Origin of the sequence: Dyella sp. OK004 (genome assembly GCF_900114495.1) — a bacterium.
In the GTDB taxonomy this organism is placed as follows: Bacteria; Pseudomonadota; Gammaproteobacteria; order Xanthomonadales; family Rhodanobacteraceae; genus Dyella_D.
In genome coordinates, this window is sequence record NZ_FOZI01000003.1 from 367642 (window position 1) to 387918 (window position 20277).

A 20277-nucleotide genomic window follows, 5' to 3' on the forward strand; every position below is an offset into this window, starting at 1 on the left:
GCATGAAAGCATCGCGGTCGTGCGCGGGCTGCCGCCGTGAACGCGGCATCGCGCTATTGGTGGTGCTATGGGCCTGCACGCTGCTGGCGGTCCTGCTCGGCGGTTTCGCCACCCTGGCGCGCACCGAATCCATCCAGACCCGCTATCTCTCCAGTCGCGTGCAGTTGCGTTACCTCGCCGAGGCCGGCGCGATGCGCGCGCTGGCCGAATGCGTCAGCAGGAGCGGTGGACGCTGGGTCGGCGACGGTCGTCCATACAGCTTCCATATCGAGAATCACGACATCGACATTCGCATCCAGGACGAGCTTGGCAAGGTGGACATCAATGCCGCCGATCCGCGCTTGCTGCAGCGCTTGTTCATGGCAGCGGGCCAGGATGAAGCGTCGGCCACGCGGCTGGCGGCGAACATCCAGGAAACGCGCGACGCCGGTGCGAAGCTTTTCCGCGAAGAAGGAACGAAGCGTTACGCAGCGGCCGGGCTGGAAGTCGGGCCGCGCTATCGCGAGTTCGACATGCCCGAGCAATTACAGACGGTGCTGGGTATGACGCCGGCTCTGTATCGCAAGCTTGCGCCCGCGATCACTGTATGGTCGCGTCGCGCGGAGCCGACGCCAGCGCTGGCTCCACCGCTGGTGCTGGCGAGTATGCCCCAGATGGATATGGCCAAAGCGGAGCGCTACGTGGCACAACGCGCACTGCTGTCCACACGTACGCCGCCGCCGACATTGCCGAACGGACAGGCGGCCGGTGCATGGCGTGGCGGACAGGTGAGGACAGTCGTCGCGTCGGCGGTTGATGGGCAGGGGACGAAGGCGAGAGTGATCGTCACGTTCCGGTTGACGGCGCTGCGGGATGGGCTGGGATACAGCGTTTTACGATGGCAGGAAGACGGGGCGGAGTAGTCGATCGTCTTCAGTGATCGTGTGAAGGCGACCGGCTCACGTCACTCTCCATAGGCTGAAGTGCTCGGCTCCGCGAGCACCAACACTGCGGGTGACCAACTGTAGTCGAACAGCTTCTCGGTACTGAGCACGGCGTAGCCAGCACGCCGCAGTTCTTCGCCCCACGCACTGATGGGTTGCTCCCAATTGGAAGGTTTGGTGGTCTGTCGCACCTGACCCAGCAGCATGGGCGCAAGGAAGCCGCCTGCGATAAGTGGCGCGTCGTCACCATAGCCACGAAGGGCGCGTTCATAGCGCTGGGCCAGCGAGCTGAAATACGCCTCGGTGCCATACGCCAGCGGCGGCACGTCGAACTCGATCAAGGCCAGTCGGCGGATGTGCGGACGCAGGCGCCGCAGGGTGTGCTCCCGCTCCGCCGGCGGCAAGTTCTGCAGCGAAAAACTGGCCTGTGCCAAATCCCATTGCATGGCTGGTTCAAGCGCATCGCAGAACGCCTGCGCCGTCATCGGCCACGTTCGTATGCGGTCGTGCTGCAGCAGTGCGGAGGAAGTCAGCTGTTTGGTGGCGTGCGAGAGCAAGGCAGGTGATGGCTCCACCAGGTCCAGGCGCCCGGGGATGTTGCCGCTTTGAGCGAGCGCCGGTATCAAGGCCATGCCATCACCGCAGCCCACGTCGAGCAGGGTGTTCACGGCGAATGAGTCGTAGAGATGCGCGAGCGCGGCGCTCACCGCCGCATAGAGCGGCACGTTGTCGCCGCCGCGTATGAAGGCCTCGAACGCGGCGGGTTGATCGTAGACGGTGCTGCGCGCTCCCTCGACGAGCAGATCCGCAAGGGCGCGCGCCAGTAGAGAGCCTTGTCCTGCCGTGGCTTCCAACAACTTTTGCGCATGTCCCGTATTGCCTTGAGCGATGGCAACGAGGCTTGCTGCGAGTTCTTTGGAGGTGGCCTCATTCAATGGAGTATCTCTCCGGTTCGTCCCAGCCGCTCACGCAGAAATTCGATAAAGCGCTGCGTTTTTGCCGGTAGCAGTCGGGTTTCCGTCAGTGCATAAACAGGTGTGGGTTTGCCGTGCCAGTGGCTGAGCACTCGGGTCAGTCGCCCAGCAGCCAGATCATCCGTGACGACTTCTTCCGGCACCAGAATGATGCCCGAGTCGAGTGCCGCCATGCGGCGTATCAAGCCGACGCTATTGAGTGTAAAGCGGCTGCTGGTTGCGACCTGGATCGACTCTTTTCCCCGGTACAACGTCCACGAACTGGCCTTGAGGATGTTCAGGCATTCTTGCCGCTCAAGGTCGGCGGGTTCTTTCGGTTCGCCCGATCGCTCAAGGTAGCGTGGCGACGCGTAAAGGCGGGGCACGAGAGACGCCAGCGGGCGCGCGATCAGTTGCGAGCTCGCTGGCTCGCCCATGCGAATCGCTATATCGAAAGGTTCGCTGACCAGATCGACCTGCCGTGGTGTGAGGTCAAGATCGAAAGTGATGCCGGGATATCGCTCCGCGAATTCGGCGATCAATGGCGCCATGTAGATGATCGCGAAATCCACGGGCAGCGATGCACGCAACACGCCGCTGGGTTGCGCGAGCATCTCGCCTAATTGCTCGTGCGCCAGTCGGGCTTCATCAACGATGCGCTTGCAGCGCTCGAAATAGATCTGACCTGCCTCGGTCAGTTCGACCTTGCGCGTCGTACGGTGCAGCAGGCGCAGGCCGATGGCTTTTTCCAGCGCGCTGATGCGTCGCGAGAGCGTGGAGTTCGGAACGCCGGTGGCCTCGGAGGCGCCACGAAAGCCCTTGGCTTTGACGACCTCGACGAACAAGGCCATATCGTTCAGGAGTTCCATCGCATTGCTCCATTAGTGGATCAATGTTATCCACAATACCGTCTTTATCCCACCCATGGTGTGGGCCCATGATTTCCTCGTCCGGATGTTGAGCAGAGCGCGGTCTCATGACCGCACACCGGCTCCCACAACACATCACTTCGAGGATTTCGCCATGAATCAGTTATTCACCCCCGTTCGTGTCGGCCGCTATACCCTGCAAAACCGCCTGGCCATGGCGCCGATGACCCGCAGCCGCGCCGAGTTCGATGGCACGCCGGGAGCGCTGGCCGGCGAGTACTACGCGCAGCGTGCCGACGTCGGCCTGATTGTTACCGAAGGCACGCAGCCGTCGGACGATGGGCAGGGTTACCTCACCACGCCAGGCATCTACACCGACGCGCACGTCGCGGGGTGGCGCGAAGTCATCTCGGCGGTGCATGCCAAGGGCGGCCGTGTCTTCATCCAGCTGATGCATGCCGGGCGCATGTCGCATCCCGACAACACACCGCATCATCGCCAGGGTGTCGCGCCTTCCGCGATCGCACCGGGTGCGCCGATGTTTACGGTGAAAGGCATGCAGGACATTCCCGTGCCGCGCGCCCTGACCACCGACGAAGTACGTCAGACCATCGCTGACTTTCGCCATGCGGCGCGCCGCGCCATCGAGGCCGGCGCCGACGGTGTAGAGATTCACGGCGCCAACGCCTACCTGGTTCATCAGTTCTTCGCCCCGAGCGCCAATGTCCGCACCGATGCCTACGGCGGGTCGATCGAGAATCGTGCACGTTTCGCTATCGAAGTGGCTACCGCCATTGCCGACGAGATCGGTGCGGACAGAACGGCTATCCGTCTGTCGCCGGGTATGACCCTGTGGGGTATCGACGAAGGCGCGGAAGGGCCGGATCTCTATCGCTATCTGGTCGCCGAGCTCGACAAGCTAGGTCTCGCTTATCTGCACATCGCGCATCAGGGCAACGAGGCGCTGCTTGCCGATATCCGCAAGCACTGGAAGCAGACGTTGATCCTCAATCGCGCAGGTCGTCCGCGTGAGCAGATTGGGGCAGACGTAACTTCGGGGCTGGCGGATCTGGAAGCTTACGGTCAGCTGATTCTGGCCAATCCGGATTTCGTCGCCAGGCTCAAGGCGAATGCGCCGATGAATCAAGCGGACCGCACCACGTTCTTCGGCGGCACGGCGCGGGGGTATGTCGACTATCCCGCGCTGAGCGAGGCTGTGATGGCTTGAGGAAGATCGGAGGCCTTGCTCCAGCGCATCAACTGCGAAAAAAAACGTAAGTGCCATCGGTGAATATCGCAACACGTGCTTAGTCGAAGATGCCCGCGGGCTAGGGCTTCCATCATGGAAGCCCTAGGAGCATTCAGGACAAAGCTAAGGGCGGCAAGCGATGAAGATCAGTAGCTGGATGGCGGTGCACAGTCTGTCTTTTTGTCTGTTGCTTGCGTGGGAAGGAACCTGCGTGGGGCAGACGGCGAAAGCCATCGATGCGCAAATCATCGTGCATGCGGATCGACCGGGTGCGGTGATCCAGCGCGAGATCTATGGGCAATTCGCCGAACAGCTGGGTCATGGCATCGACCAGGGCATATGGGTGGGTGAGGCGTCAGCCATCCCCAACATCAAGGGCTATCGCAAAGATGTGGTGGATGCGCTTAAAGCCATCCACGTACCTGTCATCCGCTGGCCGGGCGGTTGCTTTGCCGACGAGTATCACTGGCGCGATGGCGTCGGGCCGCGCCAGCAACGGCCGGTTCGCCGGAATCTGTCCTGGGGTGGCGAAGAGATCAACGCCTTCGGCACGCATGAGTTTATGGATTTCGCCGAGCTGATCGGCGCTGAGACTTACATTGGCGTCAACGTCGGTGGCGGTACGCCGCGCGAGATGAGTGACTGGTTGGAATATCTGACGGCGGACGGCCAATCGAGTATTGCTCGCGAACGCCGCGCCAATGGCCGGGATAAGCCGTGGAAAGTCAGCTATCTCGGCATCGGCAATGAGGCCTGGGGTTGCGGCGGTCATATGCGGCCCGCGTATTACGCCGACCTTTATCGCCAGTTCGCCACGTTTGTGCATCCCTCGGGCAGTGAGCCTTCGCCGATTGTCAGGGTCGCCAGCGGCGCCAGTGGCGATGACTTCGCATGGACCGAGGGCGTGATGTCGGCGGCTGCGGAACTGATCGATGCCTATGGCGTGCATTACTACACGCTGCCCATGAATGACTGGAATAAGAAAGGCTCTGCCACCGACTTTGGCGAGGCCGAGTGGATCGCGACGCTGCACGGCGCGTTGCGCATGGATGAGTTGTTGACTATGCACAGCGCGATCATGGACAAATACGACCCCAAGAAGCGAGTCGCACTAGTAGTCGATGAGTGGGGCACCTGGTACGACCCGCAACCCGGCGTCGCGGCACCCGCGCTCTATCAGCAGAACAGCTTGCGCGACGCGCTCACCGCAGCGATGACGCTAAACATCTTCCATGCCCATGCCGACCGTGTGCGCATGGCCAACATCGCGCAAATGGTGAACGTGCTGCAGGCCATGATCCTCACCGACCAGAAGCGCATGGTGCTGACCCCGACCTATCACGTGTTCGACATGTATCAGGTCTTTCAGGGTGCCACTTCGCTGCCGGTGGAAGTGCGCTCGCCGGATTACATATTCGGCAACGTGCATGTGCCTGGCGTGCAAGCAAGTGCAGGACGCGACGCGGCCGGCATCGTACATGTCGGTCTGGTTAACCCTAGTCCCGACAAAACGATTCGACTCCATCTCCGCTTGTCTGGCTCGCAGGCCAAAAGCATCAAGGGGCGCATACTCACGGCGCCCGCAATAACCTCGATCAACACCTTCGAGCATCCGGATGTGGTGAAACCCGCGCCGCTTGCAGGAGCGTCTTCGAAGGACGGCGAATGGATGCTGCGGCTGCCGCCACGATCGGTAGTGGTGCTTGATATGCGTTGACGGCAGTCGCCATTCGCATCTTGCCGAATCACCGGCACATACCGGCGAGCGGCTATGCGGACGCGTCCGTCCCGCAGCTCGATGCATCGTCACCGGTGCAATTGCGGCGGCGCTTCTGAGTTCTTTGCAGGACTCGGAAGCACCGCCGCCCGGTTCACAGCGTGAAATCAGCCTGCACCGGAAAGTGATCGGACGGATAGCGCCCATCCTTCGATGTGGTGATCGTGCGAATGGCGTTGGCCTGCACGCCGCGATAAAGAATCCAGTCGATCTGCACGGTCGGTTTGCCAGTGAAGTCGTGGAAGGTTTTCGCGGGGCCTTCGCGCTTCGGCGCGGTGTCCCACGCATCCTTCAAGGAGGCAGTGAGCGCGGTATGCGCTTCGCTGCGCGGCTCGGTGTTGAAATCGCCGGTGAAGATCACTGGGACATTGGGTGGCAGCTTGGCGATCCACGCGGCGATCTCACGCGCACCGCGTGACCGGGCATCTTCATCCTGGTCGCGATAAGGGAAGTGGGTGTCGAGCAGGTAGAAACGCTTGTGGTCGGGCAGGTGCTCGAACAGTGCCCAGTTGACCATGCGTGGGAAGACATTGCCCCAGGTGATGCTGGCGACTTTGTCCGGCGTATCGGAAAGCCAGAAGTCGCCTGACTCCACGAGCTTCAGCCGGTCTTTGCGATAGAAGATGCCCATGTGCTCGTCGCCGTGCCCGCCAAAGCGATCGCGGCCAAACCAGGTGTATTGCGGAAGGCGTTCGACCGTGTCGTCGCCTTGCTGCTTGTACAGCTCCTGCGTGCCGATCACATCGGGTTGCATCTGGCGAATGGTGTCGGCGAAGAGATCGCGTCGCTTGTCCCAGCCATTGGGGCCGTCCTGGGCGGCCATCGTGCGGACGTTGAACGTCATCACCTTGAGGTCCACGGCAGCCGCGGGCAAGGCAACGACGGCGATGGCCAAGGCGAGTGCAATTCGGGACAGACGCGTCATGAGTTCCGGCTCCTTCTGAATGACTCGCCGACTATAACGACGTCATCTGCTTCTGGCTGTGACACGCGCTTTATAGGGAGCCTCGAATAACTGACTTCAAGCGCGTCATTGACCAGCTTCGCTGTTGTAAAGCACTTCGGCGAATGCCGAGTCGCTTCACGACGCGGCATATCCGGGGCCGGCTGCTGGAACTTCGTGTGGTAACGAAAAACACGATTGCAGGAAGGCTGGGCGTGCAAATCACGCTTATCGGTGCGACTAAATAGCTTTATGTGTGTCATCTATTTAGATGAAAAATTTGATTTTTATTCAAAAAATTGCCAAAAACCTCTTGCATTTATTGTTACGTAACTTAAAATAAGCCCCGTCCAACGGAGCAAAGACATGGTCGACGCACGCGATCCCGGAACCCTCGATCTGCCATTGGTCTTCCGGCGTGCCCGCGGACGGCCGCGCAAGGAGAGCCCGCTCACCAGCGCACAACGTCAGGCCCGTTTTCGCGCGCGCCGCCAAAGTGCCGCTCTGTTGCTGCATGAGCGCGTGCAAATGGCTCTGAATTTCCTGGAGCAGGGGAATGCGGAGTTGGCTCGCCATGAGCTGAAAGAACTCATGGCCGTCACGTCACGAAAATGACGTTGCGGAGGTATGCCGCGCAGGCAGCGGCATAGAGTCACGTAACGAAAATCCCGGCAGGGCGCGAAATCTCAAATGGTGAGAGCGCTGCTCGCACGCTAATCGACGCATAAGCGAGGTAGCGTACGGTTTTTGGGATTTCTTACATGACCTGGGCGGGCCGGCACACCCATGAAAAGGACGCTTTTGTTTGTCGGGCTGCTCGGGCTCGGCACCGCCGCTTGGTGGATGCTCCATTCCCATTTGCTTGCTTCAAGCGCGGCCGCCGATGTTTCGCAAAGCGCCGTGCCCGTCGTGGTGGCCACGGTCGAGCGCCAGGACACCCCGGCGGTGATCAGCGCCATAGGAACGGCCCAGGCGTACAACAGCGTCACAGTCCGCGCGCGCGTCGATGGACAGCTCGACAAGATCGCCTTTGTCGAGGGGCAGGAAGTGCATCGTGGTGACTTGCTTGCCCAGCTCGACCCCCGTCCGTTCGAGGCCCAGCTGCGGGCAGCCCAGGCACAGAAGGATAGGGATGTGGCGCAGCGCGCCAACGTTGAGCGCGACTTTGCGCGTTTTTCCGATCTTGCCCATCGCGGCGCGATACCGGCGCAGACCCTCGATACCACGCATGCGCAAATCGAACAGCTCAAGGCCACCGTTGAGATGGACGAGGCGCAGATCGACAATGCGCGCATCGCACTCGGCTACACCACCATTCGTGCGCCGCTGGATGGCCGGACGGGGGCTCGCCTGGTCGATGCCGGAAACATGGTCCATGCCACTGACAGCACAGGCATCGTGCTGATTACGCAGGTCCATCCGATCACGGTCAGCTTTTCGTTGCCACAGGATGAGTTGCCGGCACTGCTAGCCAGTCAGCGCAAGGCCCCGCTACGGGTCACGGCGCTGAGCCGCGATGCCAGCCAAACGCTCGGTGACGGCGTGATCAGCCTTATCGACAACCAGATCGATCCCGCCACCGGCACGATCCATTGCAAGGCGACTTTCGACAACACCGACAACCTGCTCTGGCCCGGTCAGTTTGTGGCCTTGCAGGTGGTACGCGACGTTCGTCGCGGTGCCCTGACGGTGCCGTCGACGGCCGTGCAGTTGGGGACGGACGGTGCCTACGTGTTTGTGGTTACCGACAAAAACACCGCCGACCTTCGCCATGTCGAGGTGGCGGCCGCCGAGGGCGGCCGCAGTGTGATCGCACGCGGTGTTTCGCAGGGCGAGCGGGTGGTGACCGAGGGTCAATACAAGCTTGAGCAAGGGTCGTCCGTACGGGTGCTCGATCGGCCACCCACCCTGAAGTGAGTCCACAACCCGTAGGGGCAACATGAATTTCTCAGCGGTGTTCATACGGCGGCCGGTCGCCACCTCGTTGCTTATGCTTGGCGTGTTGTTCCTGGGGATCATCGGCTACACGCAGTTACCCATCGCCGGCGTGCCGCAGGTCGATATTCCGACTATTTCGATCAATGCATCGCTGCCGGGTGCGAGTGCGGAGACCATGGCTTCGTCGGTAACCGCTCCGCTGGAGCGTGCGCTGGCCATCCTGCCGGGTGTGACGTCGCTGACGTCGACCAGCTCGCTGGGCTCCAGCTCCATCGCGGTGCAGTTCGATCTTTCGCGCAGCGTCGATAGCGCCGCGCTCGATGTGCAGACGGCCATCAATGCTGCATCGGGCGACCTGCCGAAGAATCTGCCGCACCCGCCGACCTTCGAGAAGGCCAACCCGGCCGATGCCTTGCTGATGACCATCGCGGTCTACTCGGATGTGCTGCCGCCCGGCAAAGTCGACGACTATGTGGAGAACTATCTCGCCCCCGAAATCGCTCGCGTTCAAGGCGTCGGCGTGGTCGATTACCACGGCCAGCAGAAGCCGGCAGTTCGCGTCCGCATCAACCCTGAGGCGATCGCCGCCCTAGGGTTGAGTCTCGAAGATGTGCGCGCCGCGATTGCGGCTTCCACCGTCAATGCGCCTAAGGGAACGCTCAATGGCGAACACCAGGCCGTGACGCTTGATGCGACCGACCAGGTGGTCGACGCCGATGGATACGCCGCCCTGGTGGTGGCCTACCGCAACGATGCGCCGGTGCGGCTGCGCGATATTTCCAGCGTGGTGGCGAGCGCCGAGGACATACGCCAGGGTGCCTGGGTCGGCGGTCATCAGGCGGTGATGATCGATGTGCACAAGCAGATCGGATTCAACATCAACCAGACGGTCGAACGGGTCAAGGCGGAGCTGCCGCGCCTGACTCACGACCTGCCCGCATCGATGCACATGGTCCTGCTGGGCGATCGCACGCAGACCATTCGCGCATCGGTGGTCGACCTGCAATTCACGCTGCTGCTCAGTGTGATTCTGGTTGTTCTGGTCGTTTATGCATTCCTGCGCGATGTGCGCGCGACCCTCATACCGGTAATAACGATACCGTTGTCATTGCTCGGCACGATTGCCGCGATGGACGTGCTCGGCTACAGCCTCGACAACGTCTCGCTGATGGCCCTGACTGTCGTGATCGGCTTTGTCGTCGATGATGCGATTGTGATGCTGGAAAATATTCTGCGGCATATCGAGGATGGCGAATCGCCTTTCGATGCCGCCATCAAGGGCTCGCGAGAGATCGCCTTTACCATCGTGTCGATGACCGTTTCGCTGGTGGCCGTGTTCATCCCGTTGTTGTTCATGGGCGGCCTGGTGGGACGGCTGTTTCGCGAGTTTGCGGTGACCGCCGGGATTGCCATTCTTATTTCTGGCCTAGTCTCGCTGACATTGACGCCGACCCTGTGCGCGCGCTTTCTGGATCGTCAGACCGCGCACGGTCGTGGCCGCTTTCACGAGAGTGCCGAGCGCGTATTCAACCGCCTGCTCGATCTTTACGCCGGCGGTCTGCGCAAAGCCTTGCTGCACCGGAAACTGACCTTGTTGGTGGCTGGACTGACCCTGGTCGGCACTGTGCTGATGTATGTCGCCATTCCCAAAGGTTTCTTTCCGCAGCAGGACAACGGCCTGATCAGTGGTGTGGCGGAAGCCTCGCAGGACATTTCATATCCCGCCATGGTCGAGCGCATGCATGCGCTTGCTGCGGTGATCGAGAATGATCCCGACATCCAGCACGTTTATTACTGGGTCGAAGGTGATCCATCGGCCAACATCGGCCGCGTGTTGATCGATCTCAAACCGTTCGGGGAGCGATCGGCCTCGGTCTACGAGGTGATCAAACGCCTGCGACCGCAGGCGGCGAAGTTGCCGGGCATTTCGCTTTACCTGCAGGCGCGGCAGGATCTGCAGATTGGAGCGCGCACCAGCAAGACCCAGTTTCAATACACCCTGCGCGACACCAATCTTGAAGAACTGCGGCACTGGGCGCCGATCATGCTCAAAGCGCTGGGCGAGATTCCGGTAATCCAGGATGTCGCCGGCGACCTGGAGCCAGTGGCTCCGCGACTCACCGCGGTACTCGACCGCGACACGATGAGTCGCTTCGGCATTACGCCGCAGATGGTGGACGACACGCTGTACGACGCATTCGGCCAACGCCAGGTCGCCACGTTCTATACCCAGCTCAATGTCTATCGCGTGGTGCTGGAGGTGGGGCAGCATTACCAGCTCGACGCCAACGCGTTGAGCCGGCTCTATCTGAAGGCCTCGAACGGTAAACAAGTGCCGCTGTCTTCATTCATTCGGCTGGAGAGTTCGACCGCGCCACTGACGATCAATCATGACGGCCAGTTTCCGGCGGTGACCTTGTCGTTCAACCTCGCCCCCGGTCACGCATTGAGCGAAGCGATCGCGGCGATTGACGCCAAGGGCACGGAGCTTGGAAAACCCGCGGGCCTGACGGCGGTGTTCCAGGGCTCAGCCCAGGCGTTCAAGGCATCCCTGTCGAATCAGCCCTTGTTGATCGCGGCCGCGCTTCTCGCCATCTTCATTGTCCTGGGCATTCTCTACGAGAGCTATATCCACCCGCTGACCATTCTGTCCACGCTGCCATCCGCAGGTATCGGCGCGCTGGGCGCGTTGATGCTGCTGGGTTATGACTTCTCACTGATCGCGCTGATCGGCGTGATCCTGCTGATCGGTATCGTCAAGAAGAACGGCATCATGATGGTCGACTTCGCACTGGTCGCGGAAAAGGAACGCGGCCTCCCGCCGGAGGAGGCTATTTACGAAGCCTGCCTGTTGCGTTTTCGCCCCATCATGATGACGACGATGGCGGCGTTGCTGGGTGCGCTGCCGTTGGCGTTCGGTCACGGCGCGGGTGCGGAGTTGCGGCGCCCGCTCGGCGTGGCCATCGTGGGCGGACTGCTGATATCGCAGGTGCTCACCCTCTATACGACGCCAGTGATCTATCTCTTTCTTGAGCGCCTGCGAACGCATCAAACACGCAGAACGGTGGCTGCAACTTGATGACGCTCAGGGGAGTCTTGAATAGCTCGTAATCAAGCTTGTCATCCCGGCTTTCGCGGGAATGACGATCAAGGAGAGGTTATTCGAGGCGCCCTCAAGATGCCGCTTCGATCCGAAGCGGCATTATCTCTGCGGAAACCACTGCAAGTAGTGGCGCGTAACGCGGCGCGATGATGCGTCTGCTCCTGTATTTTGCAAGTTGAAAATCAGGCTCTTTAAATTGGGCGATTCAGCGGCCCATTAGCTGACGCAGTTCGCATTTCTTTGCGTAAACCGCAGGTTGTCACGTTTTCTTGACCGACCTGCATGTTAGCGTCGCCCGGCCGTCGAAGGGGTTTGGCGGCAATCTTAAGTAATTCAGTAGTTTCGTTCGCGCATAACTGCATCGCCGGGGCGGCGTAGGTTCTTGCCAATTTCTTGGGGCAGGAATGGGGATGGCTTGCCTGATTAATTCGCAAAGCGAGCTCATGTCTCCGCAATAGGGGAGTGTTTTGTGCTGCCCGGTGGTTTTCCCATAACTCTTTGGAGAACACCGCAAATGAATAGCGCAAAGAATGGATACAAGCGTGCAAGTGTCTGGTTGGCCCTTATGGGCTTGGCCGGCGTTACAGCCACGCACGCGGCTGATGTACAGCATTTACGCGCCCAGAATCTGGGGGCGACGCCGAGCAATCAGCTCGCTGCTCGACTGGGGCTCAGTGCCGACAACAGTTTCGTCCCGCGTCAGGCGGCCAAAACGGCACGTGGCACGCAAGTAGTGCGCATGCAGCAGTACTACAAGGGCGTGCCGGTCTATGGACACAGCATCGCAGTTGAACAGGACGCCAGCGGCAATTCGCTGAGTGCGGACGGCCCCTTGTTGCAGAACGCGCAAGTCGATCTGGGTTCGGTGACGCCGCGCTTGAACGCGTCGCAGGCAGTGACTTCGCTGCGTGCCCGTTCGGGTCTCTTGCCGACGGCAGGTCAGGCGCCGCGCAACGAGCGTGCCGATCTGTACGTGTATGCCGATGACAGCGGCCGCGCACGCCTGATCTATCTCACCTCGTATGTCGTCGATGGCGACCATCCCTCGCGGCCTACCGCGATCATCGACGCCAACAGCGGCGAGGTGATCAAACAGTGGGACGGACTTGCCTACGCCGACTTCGATGCGAACGGACCGGGCGGCAACCAGAAGACGGGCCAATACACCTACGGCACGGATTACGGCCCGCTCAAAGTGACGCAGTCGGGTACCACGTGCACGGCGCAGAACGCCAATGTGAAAACCTATAACCTGAAGCAGGGCACCGGGGCGGGCACCTTGTGGAGCTTTATCTGCCCGACCAGCCAAGGCGATGCCATCAACGGCGCTTACTCGCCCATCAACGATGCCCATCATTTCGGCGGCGTCGTGCATGACATGTATCAGTCATGGTTCGGCGCGCCGCCGCTCAACCAGGTGCTGGTGATGCGGGTGCACTACAGCAGCAGCTACGAGAACGCGTTCTGGGACGGCACCGCGATGTACTTCGGTGACGGCGCGAGCACGTTCTATCCCTTGGTGTCGCTGGATGTGACCTCGCATGAAATCAGCCATGGGTTCACCGAGCAGCACTCCAACCTGGCCTATAGCGGGCAGTCCGGCGGCATGAACGAGGCGTTTTCGGACATGGCTGGCGAAGCGGCGGAGTTCTACGACCGCGGCCAGAACGATTTCCTGGTCGGAGCCGACATTGTCAAAACCAGTGCGGGTATCGGCGACGCTTTGCGCTATATGTGTAATCCGCCGCAGGACGGTGGTTCGATCGGCAATGCGTCGGACTACTACAACGGACTGGATGTGCACTATTCCAGCGGCGTTTACAACAAGGCGTTCTGCCTGCTGGCCAAGACCAGCGGTTGGGGCACGCGTAAAGCGTTTGAAGTCTTCCAGCGTGCCAATGCGCTTTATTGGAACGCTAGTGAGACCTTCAACTCGGGTGCATGTGGCGTGCAGAAGGCTGCCACCGACCTTGCATACTCCGTGAGCGACGTGACCGCAGCGTTTACCGGTGTTGGTGTCACTTGCTCGAGCGGAGGTGGCGGCTCCACCTCGCTGCAGAATGGCGTGGCGGTCACTGGTCAGTCGGGTGCTTCTGGCGCCGTGCTGAACTTCACGGTCGATATTCCGGCGGGTGCCCGCAACCTGGTCATTGCCAGTTCGGGCGGCAGTGGCGATGCGGATCTGTACGTGAAGTTCGGCTCAGCTCCGAGCACGAGCAGCTACGACTGCCGTCCCTATAAGGCCGGCAACAACGAAAGCTGCAGCTTCGCGACCACGAAGACGGGCAAGTACTACGTGCAATTGCGTGGTTACTCCGCCTTCTCGGGCGTGAGCCTGAAGGCCACTTGGACCCCTTGACGGGCGTGGCCTCTAAGCCACCTCGGTGGCGGTGATCACGTAATGAAGTGAGATATGAAGCCGATGAGCGTCATGCGCTCATCGGCTTTTGCATTTCCGCCTCCCGCAGGGACAAGGAGCTCAAGCTCGAGATATCTTTCAACATCGGCATGCGGAGGCCGCCGGCCGATAGGCGGCAGGAGGAGACATGGCACGTATCTATGTGACGGACACCATGGGCGAGGCACAGGTGCGCGTAGCGATCGTCGAGACCCGCGGCAACGCTGACCTGTGGGTTTGTCGCGTTTCCTCCTGGGGGCTGGCCGTCGGCGACGAACGCTGGTTCATCACACCTGACCGGCAGTCGGCCACCAAGCGGGTGTTTTTCACCTCACAAGGGATGGCTCAGATCAAGATCTGCTTCGTGTCGACGCTGGGTGAGGCTGGCTGGCGCGATCCCGCGCACGCGCGGCGAGGGCTGTTCTTATGATGACGGCTTGCCTTCCGCTGGCAACCGTATCACCGGTGTGCTGGCTAGCTTAAGTATGGCCTGCACGCGCACCGCTGCGTCCTGCGCCGCGGTAGGCGAGGGGAAGCGGCCTGCGGCGAGCACGGTCCAGGACGTATGGTCGGGATCGACGGCCGTGATGCGCGAGAGCGGGAGGCCGAGCGCCTGCGCCTGGCGCTCCAGCGCGTCCGCATCGCCGGCGACGACGAACTGGCCCAACTGCAACGCATAGGCGGGTTGTCCGGCTGCCGGTGCGAGCGCTATCACGTCATTGGCCACTAGCAGCGCGTTGGTGGAAACGGCGCTCGCCGATGGCGTCGGCGCGGTGGCGGACGCAGCGGACGCAGGAGCATGCACAGCAGAGATAACGGCATGAGTGCGCCATGACGTGGCGAACTTGAGCATAGGGGCGCGCCAGTGATCGGGCGCCATCATGCCGCCAGCGAAGGCGAGCGCGCCGAACAACAGGATCAGCAAGATCAGGCCGAACTTGGCGAACATGAGTTGACGATCTCCCTGTTGCGAATCGAAGTGGGCGCGCTCGCCGCTCTCTTCACATGAAAAAGACATTTCAACGTCGTCATGCCGCTGCGCATGCGGCTTTTTCCTGGTGTGTGCATATTGTGGTTACGCGAGGCGAGGGGCAACATTACGAGTCCGGGGCATCGCCATGGAGGCAAAGGATGCGATACCCCGCACAGGGGGCATCATGATCGATATCGCGGAATCCAACCTGCTTGGATCTTCGCCGCAGTTCGCACACGTCATTGCGCAGATACGCCGTATCGCAAAGTTCGACGTGACCGTGCTGATCGGCGGAGAGACTGGCACGGGTAAGGAGTTGGGGGCGAGGGCGGTGCACTATCTGAGTGCGCGCGCCTCGAGGCCGTTCGTCGCCGTCAACTGCGGCGCACTGGCCGACTCGCTGGTGGAGAGTGAGCTGTTCGGGCACGAGCGTGGCGCGTTTACCGATGCGCGCCAGGCGTCACCGGGACTGATCAGCGAAGCGGAAGGCGGCTCGCTGTTCCTCGACGAAGTCGACACGCTTTCGTTGAAGGCGCAGGCATCGTTGCTGCGCTTCCTGCAGGACGGCACCTACCGCCGCGTCGGCGGTACGCAGACGCGTTCGACCGACGTGCGGTTGATTGCAGCGAGCAATGCCAATCTGGACGAGCTGGTCAATGCACGGCAGTTCCGTCGCGACTTGCTGTACCGGCTCAAAGTGATGCCACTGGTGATGCCGCCGTTGCGCGAGCGCGGCCGCGACGTCGCGGAACTTGCCGAGGCCTTCCTGCGACGGCTCAACCGACAGTACGGCACGCAGACGGTACCCAAGTGCTTCGATCCGGATTTTCTGTCCGCGCTACAGCGCTACAGTTGGCCGGGCAACGTGCGCGAACTAGAGCACTTTGTGCAGCGCGAGTACTTGATGTGCGAAGGGCAGGTGATCCAGAGCGGCCCACCGCAGGATATGCCGGAGCCGTCCGCCACGGCCCACGACGCCGCCGCGTTCAAGCAGGCGAAAGCGCGCGCCGTCGCGGATTTCGAGCGCAGCTACGTGGCTTCGGCGATGGCGCGTGCGCGCGGCAACATCACCAAGGCCGCACGCATGGCGGGCCAGGACCGCAGCGCGTTCAGCAAGCTGGTGAGCAAGTACAGGCTCGCTTCCGTTGCCGGACAGGAGCAAGATTCCAGCGAATGAACCCATCCGGCGAGGCGGGCGAGTGACCGGCCATTCCGTACGTATCGTTGCCGATGCCATTGCCCGCCACCTGGCGATACGGCCGGGCTGCGCCGATTCCGTCGAGGGTATCCAGCAGTGGTGGCTTCGCCCCGCTGGCGTGGAGGTGCCGCTAGAGATCGTTTCCGATGCATTGCGGCTGCTGGAAGAGGAAAGGGTGGTGGAGTGTCGGCTGCTAGGGGCGCGGGAGATTTGGCGCCTGTGGCGCGGTGAAGGGTGATGCTCTTATTTCTCACTCAGCGTTTTTTCTCTGCCGTCATTCTGGTGCCGCTCGGAGGCACTTCATCACAGTGAAGCTGTTCGTGCCGAATGGTGCGCTTCGGTTGTCGTGACCTGACTCGAGTCTCAGCTACGTGCTCCCTCCCCTGCTCGCAGGGGAGGGTTGGGGTGGGGTGAGTACTTGCGAAAGCGCTTCGATGAGAGGTCTTCTCAAGGGCTCACCCCCTCCCGACCTCCCCCTGCGAGCAGGGGGAGGAGAAAAGCGCGCCCAGCTGAGACTCGATGCTAATCAGACTTGGGAGAGAGGGTCGGAGATAAGGGTGCGGATCTTGCGACAGCGTCGTTCATGCGTGGCGCGCAGGTTGGTGGTGAGCGCAGCGAACCGTGTATGCGCATCGCCATACGTCCGATGCTCGAACATGCGCCATAACACCGGGCATGTCATTCCGCACACGGTGTGATCTTTTTTTCTCACTTGTGCACCGCACGCCACTCGCTCTATCGATTCAATGCATTGCACCTGCACCTTCATTCCGCATGGTGTGATCCAGCGTGTGAAAAAACACACGACCGATCTGCCTTCGTGCATGCATGGCGCGGCAAGAATCGCGCTGCATAGCCATTTCTCACCGTTGGCACGCCTTTTGAATCAATCGTTCCGAAACGCGTGCGGCAGCGTTCGAAGCGCAGGGACTTTGCAGCCGCCCACAGATTTGCAGCCGCCCACAGAAACGAGGCCTGTACATGACTGTCGAGAGCATCCAACAGAAGCTATTGCGTGTGCGGCCACCGCGCGTGCGCATCACGTACGACGTTGAGACGGGCGGCTCGAGCGAGAAAGTGGAGCTGGCCTTCATCGTCGGCATGTTCGCCAACCTGTCGGGCGAGCTGGATCCCAGCGCGCTGCCGGCACTGAAGGATCGGCGCATGCGCGACATCGACGCCGAGTCGTTCGACAAGATCCTGGCGGACAGTTCGCCCATGATCAAATTGAACGGCATCGCGGACACCGTCGCCGGCGAAGGCAAGACCCTCACCGGCGAGCTGCATTTCAATGCGCTCACGGACTTCGAGCCGCTGGCGATCGTCAATGCGGTGCCCAGCCTTCGTCAGCGCTACGACGCGCGCGCCGACCTGCGCTCGCTGCAGTCGATGGCCGAATGCAACGACGCTCTGGGGGCGTTGCTGGATCGCACCACGCTCGATGGTGCCGCGATCGGCGCTCTGAAGACGGCGTTTACCAACACGTCGCCCGACACCTGGGTCGCCGCCACGATCGACGCGCAAGACAACCCGTCGACGAACGCGACCGGTGCCGACGTGCCGGTGGCATTGGTGAGCCTGCTTACCGCGCAGATGGCCGGCAATGTTCAGGCTGCCGCGTCCGCCAAGCAGGCTGCCGATGCAGCTGCCGCGGCGTCGGATAGCGCGGCGACGGCAGTCAAGACTGCGACGGACGCGCTCGCCGCCGCGCAAAAGGCAGCTACCGACGCCACCGCCGCGCTCGGCAAGGCGCAGGACGCAGTGGGCAAAGCCAAGGGTGACCAGGCGACCGCTGATGCCAATGCCGCTGTAGTCAAAGCACAGAAGGACAAGAATGACGCCGACGCCGCGGTACTTGCGGCGCAGGCGCAATCTGGCGCCGCGGACGAACTGGTCAAGCGCCAGTCGGCGCTGGCGACCGAACGGCAGCAGGCGTTCCTGTCGATCGATCCGCTGAGCAAGGCACGCCGCCTGGCTGGGCGCTTCACCAACGAGATCCTGGTGCCGCTGGGCAATAAGGACCTCACCCAGGTGGCGCTGGGCGCCAACGGCCTGATGGACGAGCGCGCCGGCGGTATCGACGTGCAGATCGGCCGGCAGCTGGACGCGATCCTGCACACCCCATCCTTCAAAGACCTGGAAGCGACTTGGCGCGGCCTCTACTACGTGGTGTCGCGCACCGAAAGCGGCCGGCTGCTGAAGCTGCGCGTGCTCAACGCGAGCACGGACGACCTGCGCAAGGAACTGGAGAAGGCGGCCGAATTCGACCAGAGCTGCATCTTCAAGATGATTTACGAGGCTGAGTTCGGCACCTACGGCGGTTCGCCATACAGTCTGCTGCTAGGTGGCTACGAGTTCGACCACTCGCCGGCCAGCATGTCACTGCTGTCGAACATGACCAAGATTGCCGCATCCGCGCATGCGCCATTTCTCGCGGCAGCGGCGCCGGGGTTGTTCGGTCTGGATGGCTTCGACAAGCTGGCCAAGCCGCGCGACCTGAGCCAGTTGTTCGAGTCGCCGGAGCTGGCGCAGTGGATGGAATTCCGCGGCAGCGAAGACTCGCGCTACGTGGCGCTGGCGCTGCCGCACGTTCTGCTGCGACTGCCGTACGGCAAGGACGCGCGTCCGGCCGAGGGGTTGCGCTACGAGGAGACGGTGACGGGCTCCGACGGTCCGGACAACAACGCCTTCCTGTGGGGCAACGCCGCCTACGCGCTGGCCGAGCGCATCACACACTCGTTCGCGCTGTACCACTGGACGGCGGCGATCCGCGGCGTGGAGGGCGGCGGTCTGGTGGATGGGTTGCCGGTGTTCACCTATCACGACGATGCGGATCTGGTGAACATGATCTGCCCGACCGAGGTGTCCATCACCGACCGTCGCGAGAAGGAACTCAACGACCTGGGCTTCATCGCGCTGTGCAACTGCAAGGGTACCGGGCAGGCAGCATTCTTCGGCGGGCAGACCGCCAACCTGCCGCGCCAGTACATCAGCGACGAGGCCAACGCGAACGCCAAACTCTCGGCGATGCTGCCTTACATCCTGGCCGCGTCGCGCTTTGCGCACTACATCAAAGTGATCATGCGCAAGAAGATCGGTGCGTTCCTCACCCGCGGCAATATCGAGGCCTACCTCAACAGCTGGATCTCGCAGTACGTGCTGCTGGACGACAACGCCGCACAAGAGGTAAAGGCCAGCTACCCGCTGCGTGCTGCGCAGATCACCGTGACCGATGTGCCCGGCTCGCCCGGCTCGTACAAGGCCACGGTCTTCATCAAGCCGCATTTCCAGCTGGAAGAACTCACCACGTCGATTCGCCTGGTGGCGGATCTGCCCGCGAGCTGATGCCGCGAGCGCGGCCCCCGATCTCAACCAGGAGCGACCATGGACCTCATTCTCTTGCAACCCGGCGATTCATCGATATTCGGCGGCCCCAACGGCTGGAAGGGCGGCGGCAGCCTGATCGACGACCAATGGCGCGACGAGGTGCTCAAGCTCGGGCAATGCCTGGAGCTGGTCTCCGTGCATCAAGGCATGAAGCAGCAGATCACCACCGATGTGAGTAATTCGGCGCGTACCTCGGGCCGCCCGATCATCACCGAGTTCACTTGCGTGAAGTATGTGGACAAGACCTCGGTGAAATTCTACGAGTACTGTCTGCGCGCCATGCCGCTCGGCAAGGGCGACAAGAACCCGACCAAGATCTATATCGCGCGCAACTCCGGCGAGAAAACCGCCAACATCCTCACCATCGAGCTGCGCGACGCGATCATCAGCGAGATCCAGTTCCAGTCCAATCCGGACGACATGCCCACCGAGCAATTCAAGCTCAACTTCACCGAAGTGCTGTGGACCTACACAGTGCAAGAGGCGGACTTGAACACCTCGGGCAACCTGGCATCCGGCTGGTCTATCGCGCGCAATCGTCCGATCGGTCAGTTCACGAGCTGAAG

16 protein-coding genes are annotated in these 20277 nt (G+C 61.7%); 12 read left to right on the forward strand and 4 right to left on the reverse strand.

What is annotated here, in order from left to right:
- Positions 1-2 precede the first annotated feature (2 nt).
- Positions 3-902: a type II secretion system minor pseudopilin gene (locus BM338_RS14290; RefSeq protein ID WP_177229354.1), complete on the forward strand. Its 900-nt coding sequence runs from the start codon at positions 3-5 to the stop codon at positions 900-902.
- Positions 903-943: 41 nt separating this feature from the next.
- On the opposite strand, the gene BM338_RS14295 is transcribed toward BM338_RS14290, so the two are convergent.
- On the reverse strand, positions 944-1858 hold the full coding sequence (locus tag BM338_RS14295) for a class I SAM-dependent methyltransferase (protein WP_090451774.1): 915 nt from the start codon (positions 1856-1858) through the stop codon (positions 944-946).
- Positions 1855-2745 carry a LysR family transcriptional regulator gene (locus tag BM338_RS14300; RefSeq protein WP_090451776.1) on the reverse strand — a complete coding sequence of 297 codons (891 nt, stop codon included), beginning with the start codon at positions 2743-2745 and terminating at the stop codon, positions 1855-1857. The genes BM338_RS14295 and BM338_RS14300 overlap by 4 nt, the downstream gene beginning before the upstream one ends.
- A 154-nt stretch (positions 2746-2899) precedes the next feature.
- Between BM338_RS14300 and BM338_RS14305 the strand changes: the two genes are divergently transcribed.
- Together BM338_RS14305 and BM338_RS14310 are read left to right on the forward strand one after the other, a co-directional pair.
- Positions 2900-3973, forward strand: coding sequence for an alkene reductase (locus BM338_RS14305; RefSeq protein WP_090451778.1), 1074 nt, complete (start codon positions 2900-2902; stop codon positions 3971-3973).
- A 160-nt stretch (positions 3974-4133) separates the two neighbouring features.
- Positions 4134-5711, forward strand: coding sequence for an alpha-N-arabinofuranosidase (locus tag BM338_RS14310; protein WP_090451780.1), 1578 nt, complete (start codon positions 4134-4136; stop codon positions 5709-5711).
- A 154-nt stretch (positions 5712-5865) separates the two neighbouring features.
- Here the strand turns inward: BM338_RS14310 and BM338_RS14315 are convergent, their stop codons facing one another.
- On the reverse strand, positions 5866-6696 hold the full coding sequence (locus tag BM338_RS14315) for an endonuclease/exonuclease/phosphatase family protein (RefSeq protein ID WP_090451782.1): 831 nt from the start codon (positions 6694-6696) through the stop codon (positions 5866-5868).
- 384 nt (positions 6697-7080) lie between these two features.
- On the opposite strand from BM338_RS14315, the gene BM338_RS21395 reads away from it, so the two are divergent.
- The 5 genes from BM338_RS21395 (at position 7081) to BM338_RS14340 (ending at position 14583) form a co-directional block, all read left to right on the forward strand.
- On the forward strand, positions 7081-7329 hold the full coding sequence (locus BM338_RS21395) for a hypothetical protein (protein WP_143109306.1): 249 nt from the start codon (positions 7081-7083) through the stop codon (positions 7327-7329).
- A gap of 171 nt (positions 7330-7500) precedes the next feature.
- A complete protein-coding gene (locus BM338_RS14325; protein WP_090451786.1) occupies positions 7501-8631 on the forward strand; it encodes an efflux RND transporter periplasmic adaptor subunit in 1131 nt (376 codons plus the stop codon).
- 22 nt (positions 8632-8653) lie between these two features.
- On the forward strand, positions 8654-11731 hold the full coding sequence (locus BM338_RS14330; RefSeq protein ID WP_090451788.1) for an efflux RND transporter permease subunit: 3078 nt from the start codon (positions 8654-8656) through the stop codon (positions 11729-11731).
- A 538-nt stretch (positions 11732-12269) separates the two neighbouring features.
- Positions 12270-14114, forward strand: a complete 1845-nt coding sequence (locus tag BM338_RS14335; RefSeq protein ID WP_090451790.1) for a M4 family metallopeptidase — start codon at positions 12270-12272, stop codon at positions 14112-14114.
- A 187-nt stretch (positions 14115-14301) separates the two neighbouring features.
- Positions 14302-14583, forward strand: coding sequence for a 7(1) septoil knot domain-containing protein (locus BM338_RS14340; protein ID WP_090451792.1), 282 nt, complete (start codon positions 14302-14304; stop codon positions 14581-14583).
- On the opposite strand, the gene BM338_RS14345 is transcribed toward BM338_RS14340, so the two are convergent.
- The gene (locus tag BM338_RS14345) at positions 14578-15102 is read right to left on the reverse strand and encodes an SPOR domain-containing protein (protein ID WP_177229355.1); all 525 of its coding nucleotides are present in this window, start codon (positions 15100-15102) and stop codon (positions 14578-14580) included. The two genes, BM338_RS14340 and BM338_RS14345, sit on opposite strands and share 6 nt — an antisense overlap.
- 208 nt (positions 15103-15310) lie before the next feature.
- Here BM338_RS14345 and BM338_RS14350 point away from each other — a divergent pair, with 208 nt between their 5' ends.
- From BM338_RS14350 to BM338_RS14365, 4 genes are all read left to right on the forward strand, one after another.
- Positions 15311-16303: a sigma-54 interaction domain-containing protein gene (locus BM338_RS14350; protein WP_090451796.1), complete on the forward strand. Its 993-nt coding sequence runs from the start codon at positions 15311-15313 to the stop codon at positions 16301-16303.
- A 22-nt stretch (positions 16304-16325) separates the two neighbouring features.
- Complete coding sequence (locus BM338_RS14355) at positions 16326-16562, forward strand: hypothetical protein (protein ID WP_090451798.1); 237 nt, start codon at positions 16326-16328, stop codon at positions 16560-16562.
- A gap of 743 nt (positions 16563-17305) precedes the next feature.
- Positions 17306-19669, forward strand: coding sequence for a type VI secretion system contractile sheath large subunit (gene tssC, locus BM338_RS14360; protein WP_090451801.1), 2364 nt, complete (start codon positions 17306-17308; stop codon positions 19667-19669).
- Between the two features lie 39 nt (positions 19670-19708).
- Entirely contained in the window at positions 19709-20275 is a 567-nt protein-coding gene (locus tag BM338_RS14365; protein ID WP_090451803.1) for an Hcp family type VI secretion system effector, read from the forward strand.
- The last annotated feature ends 2 nt before the right edge of the window (positions 20276-20277 follow it).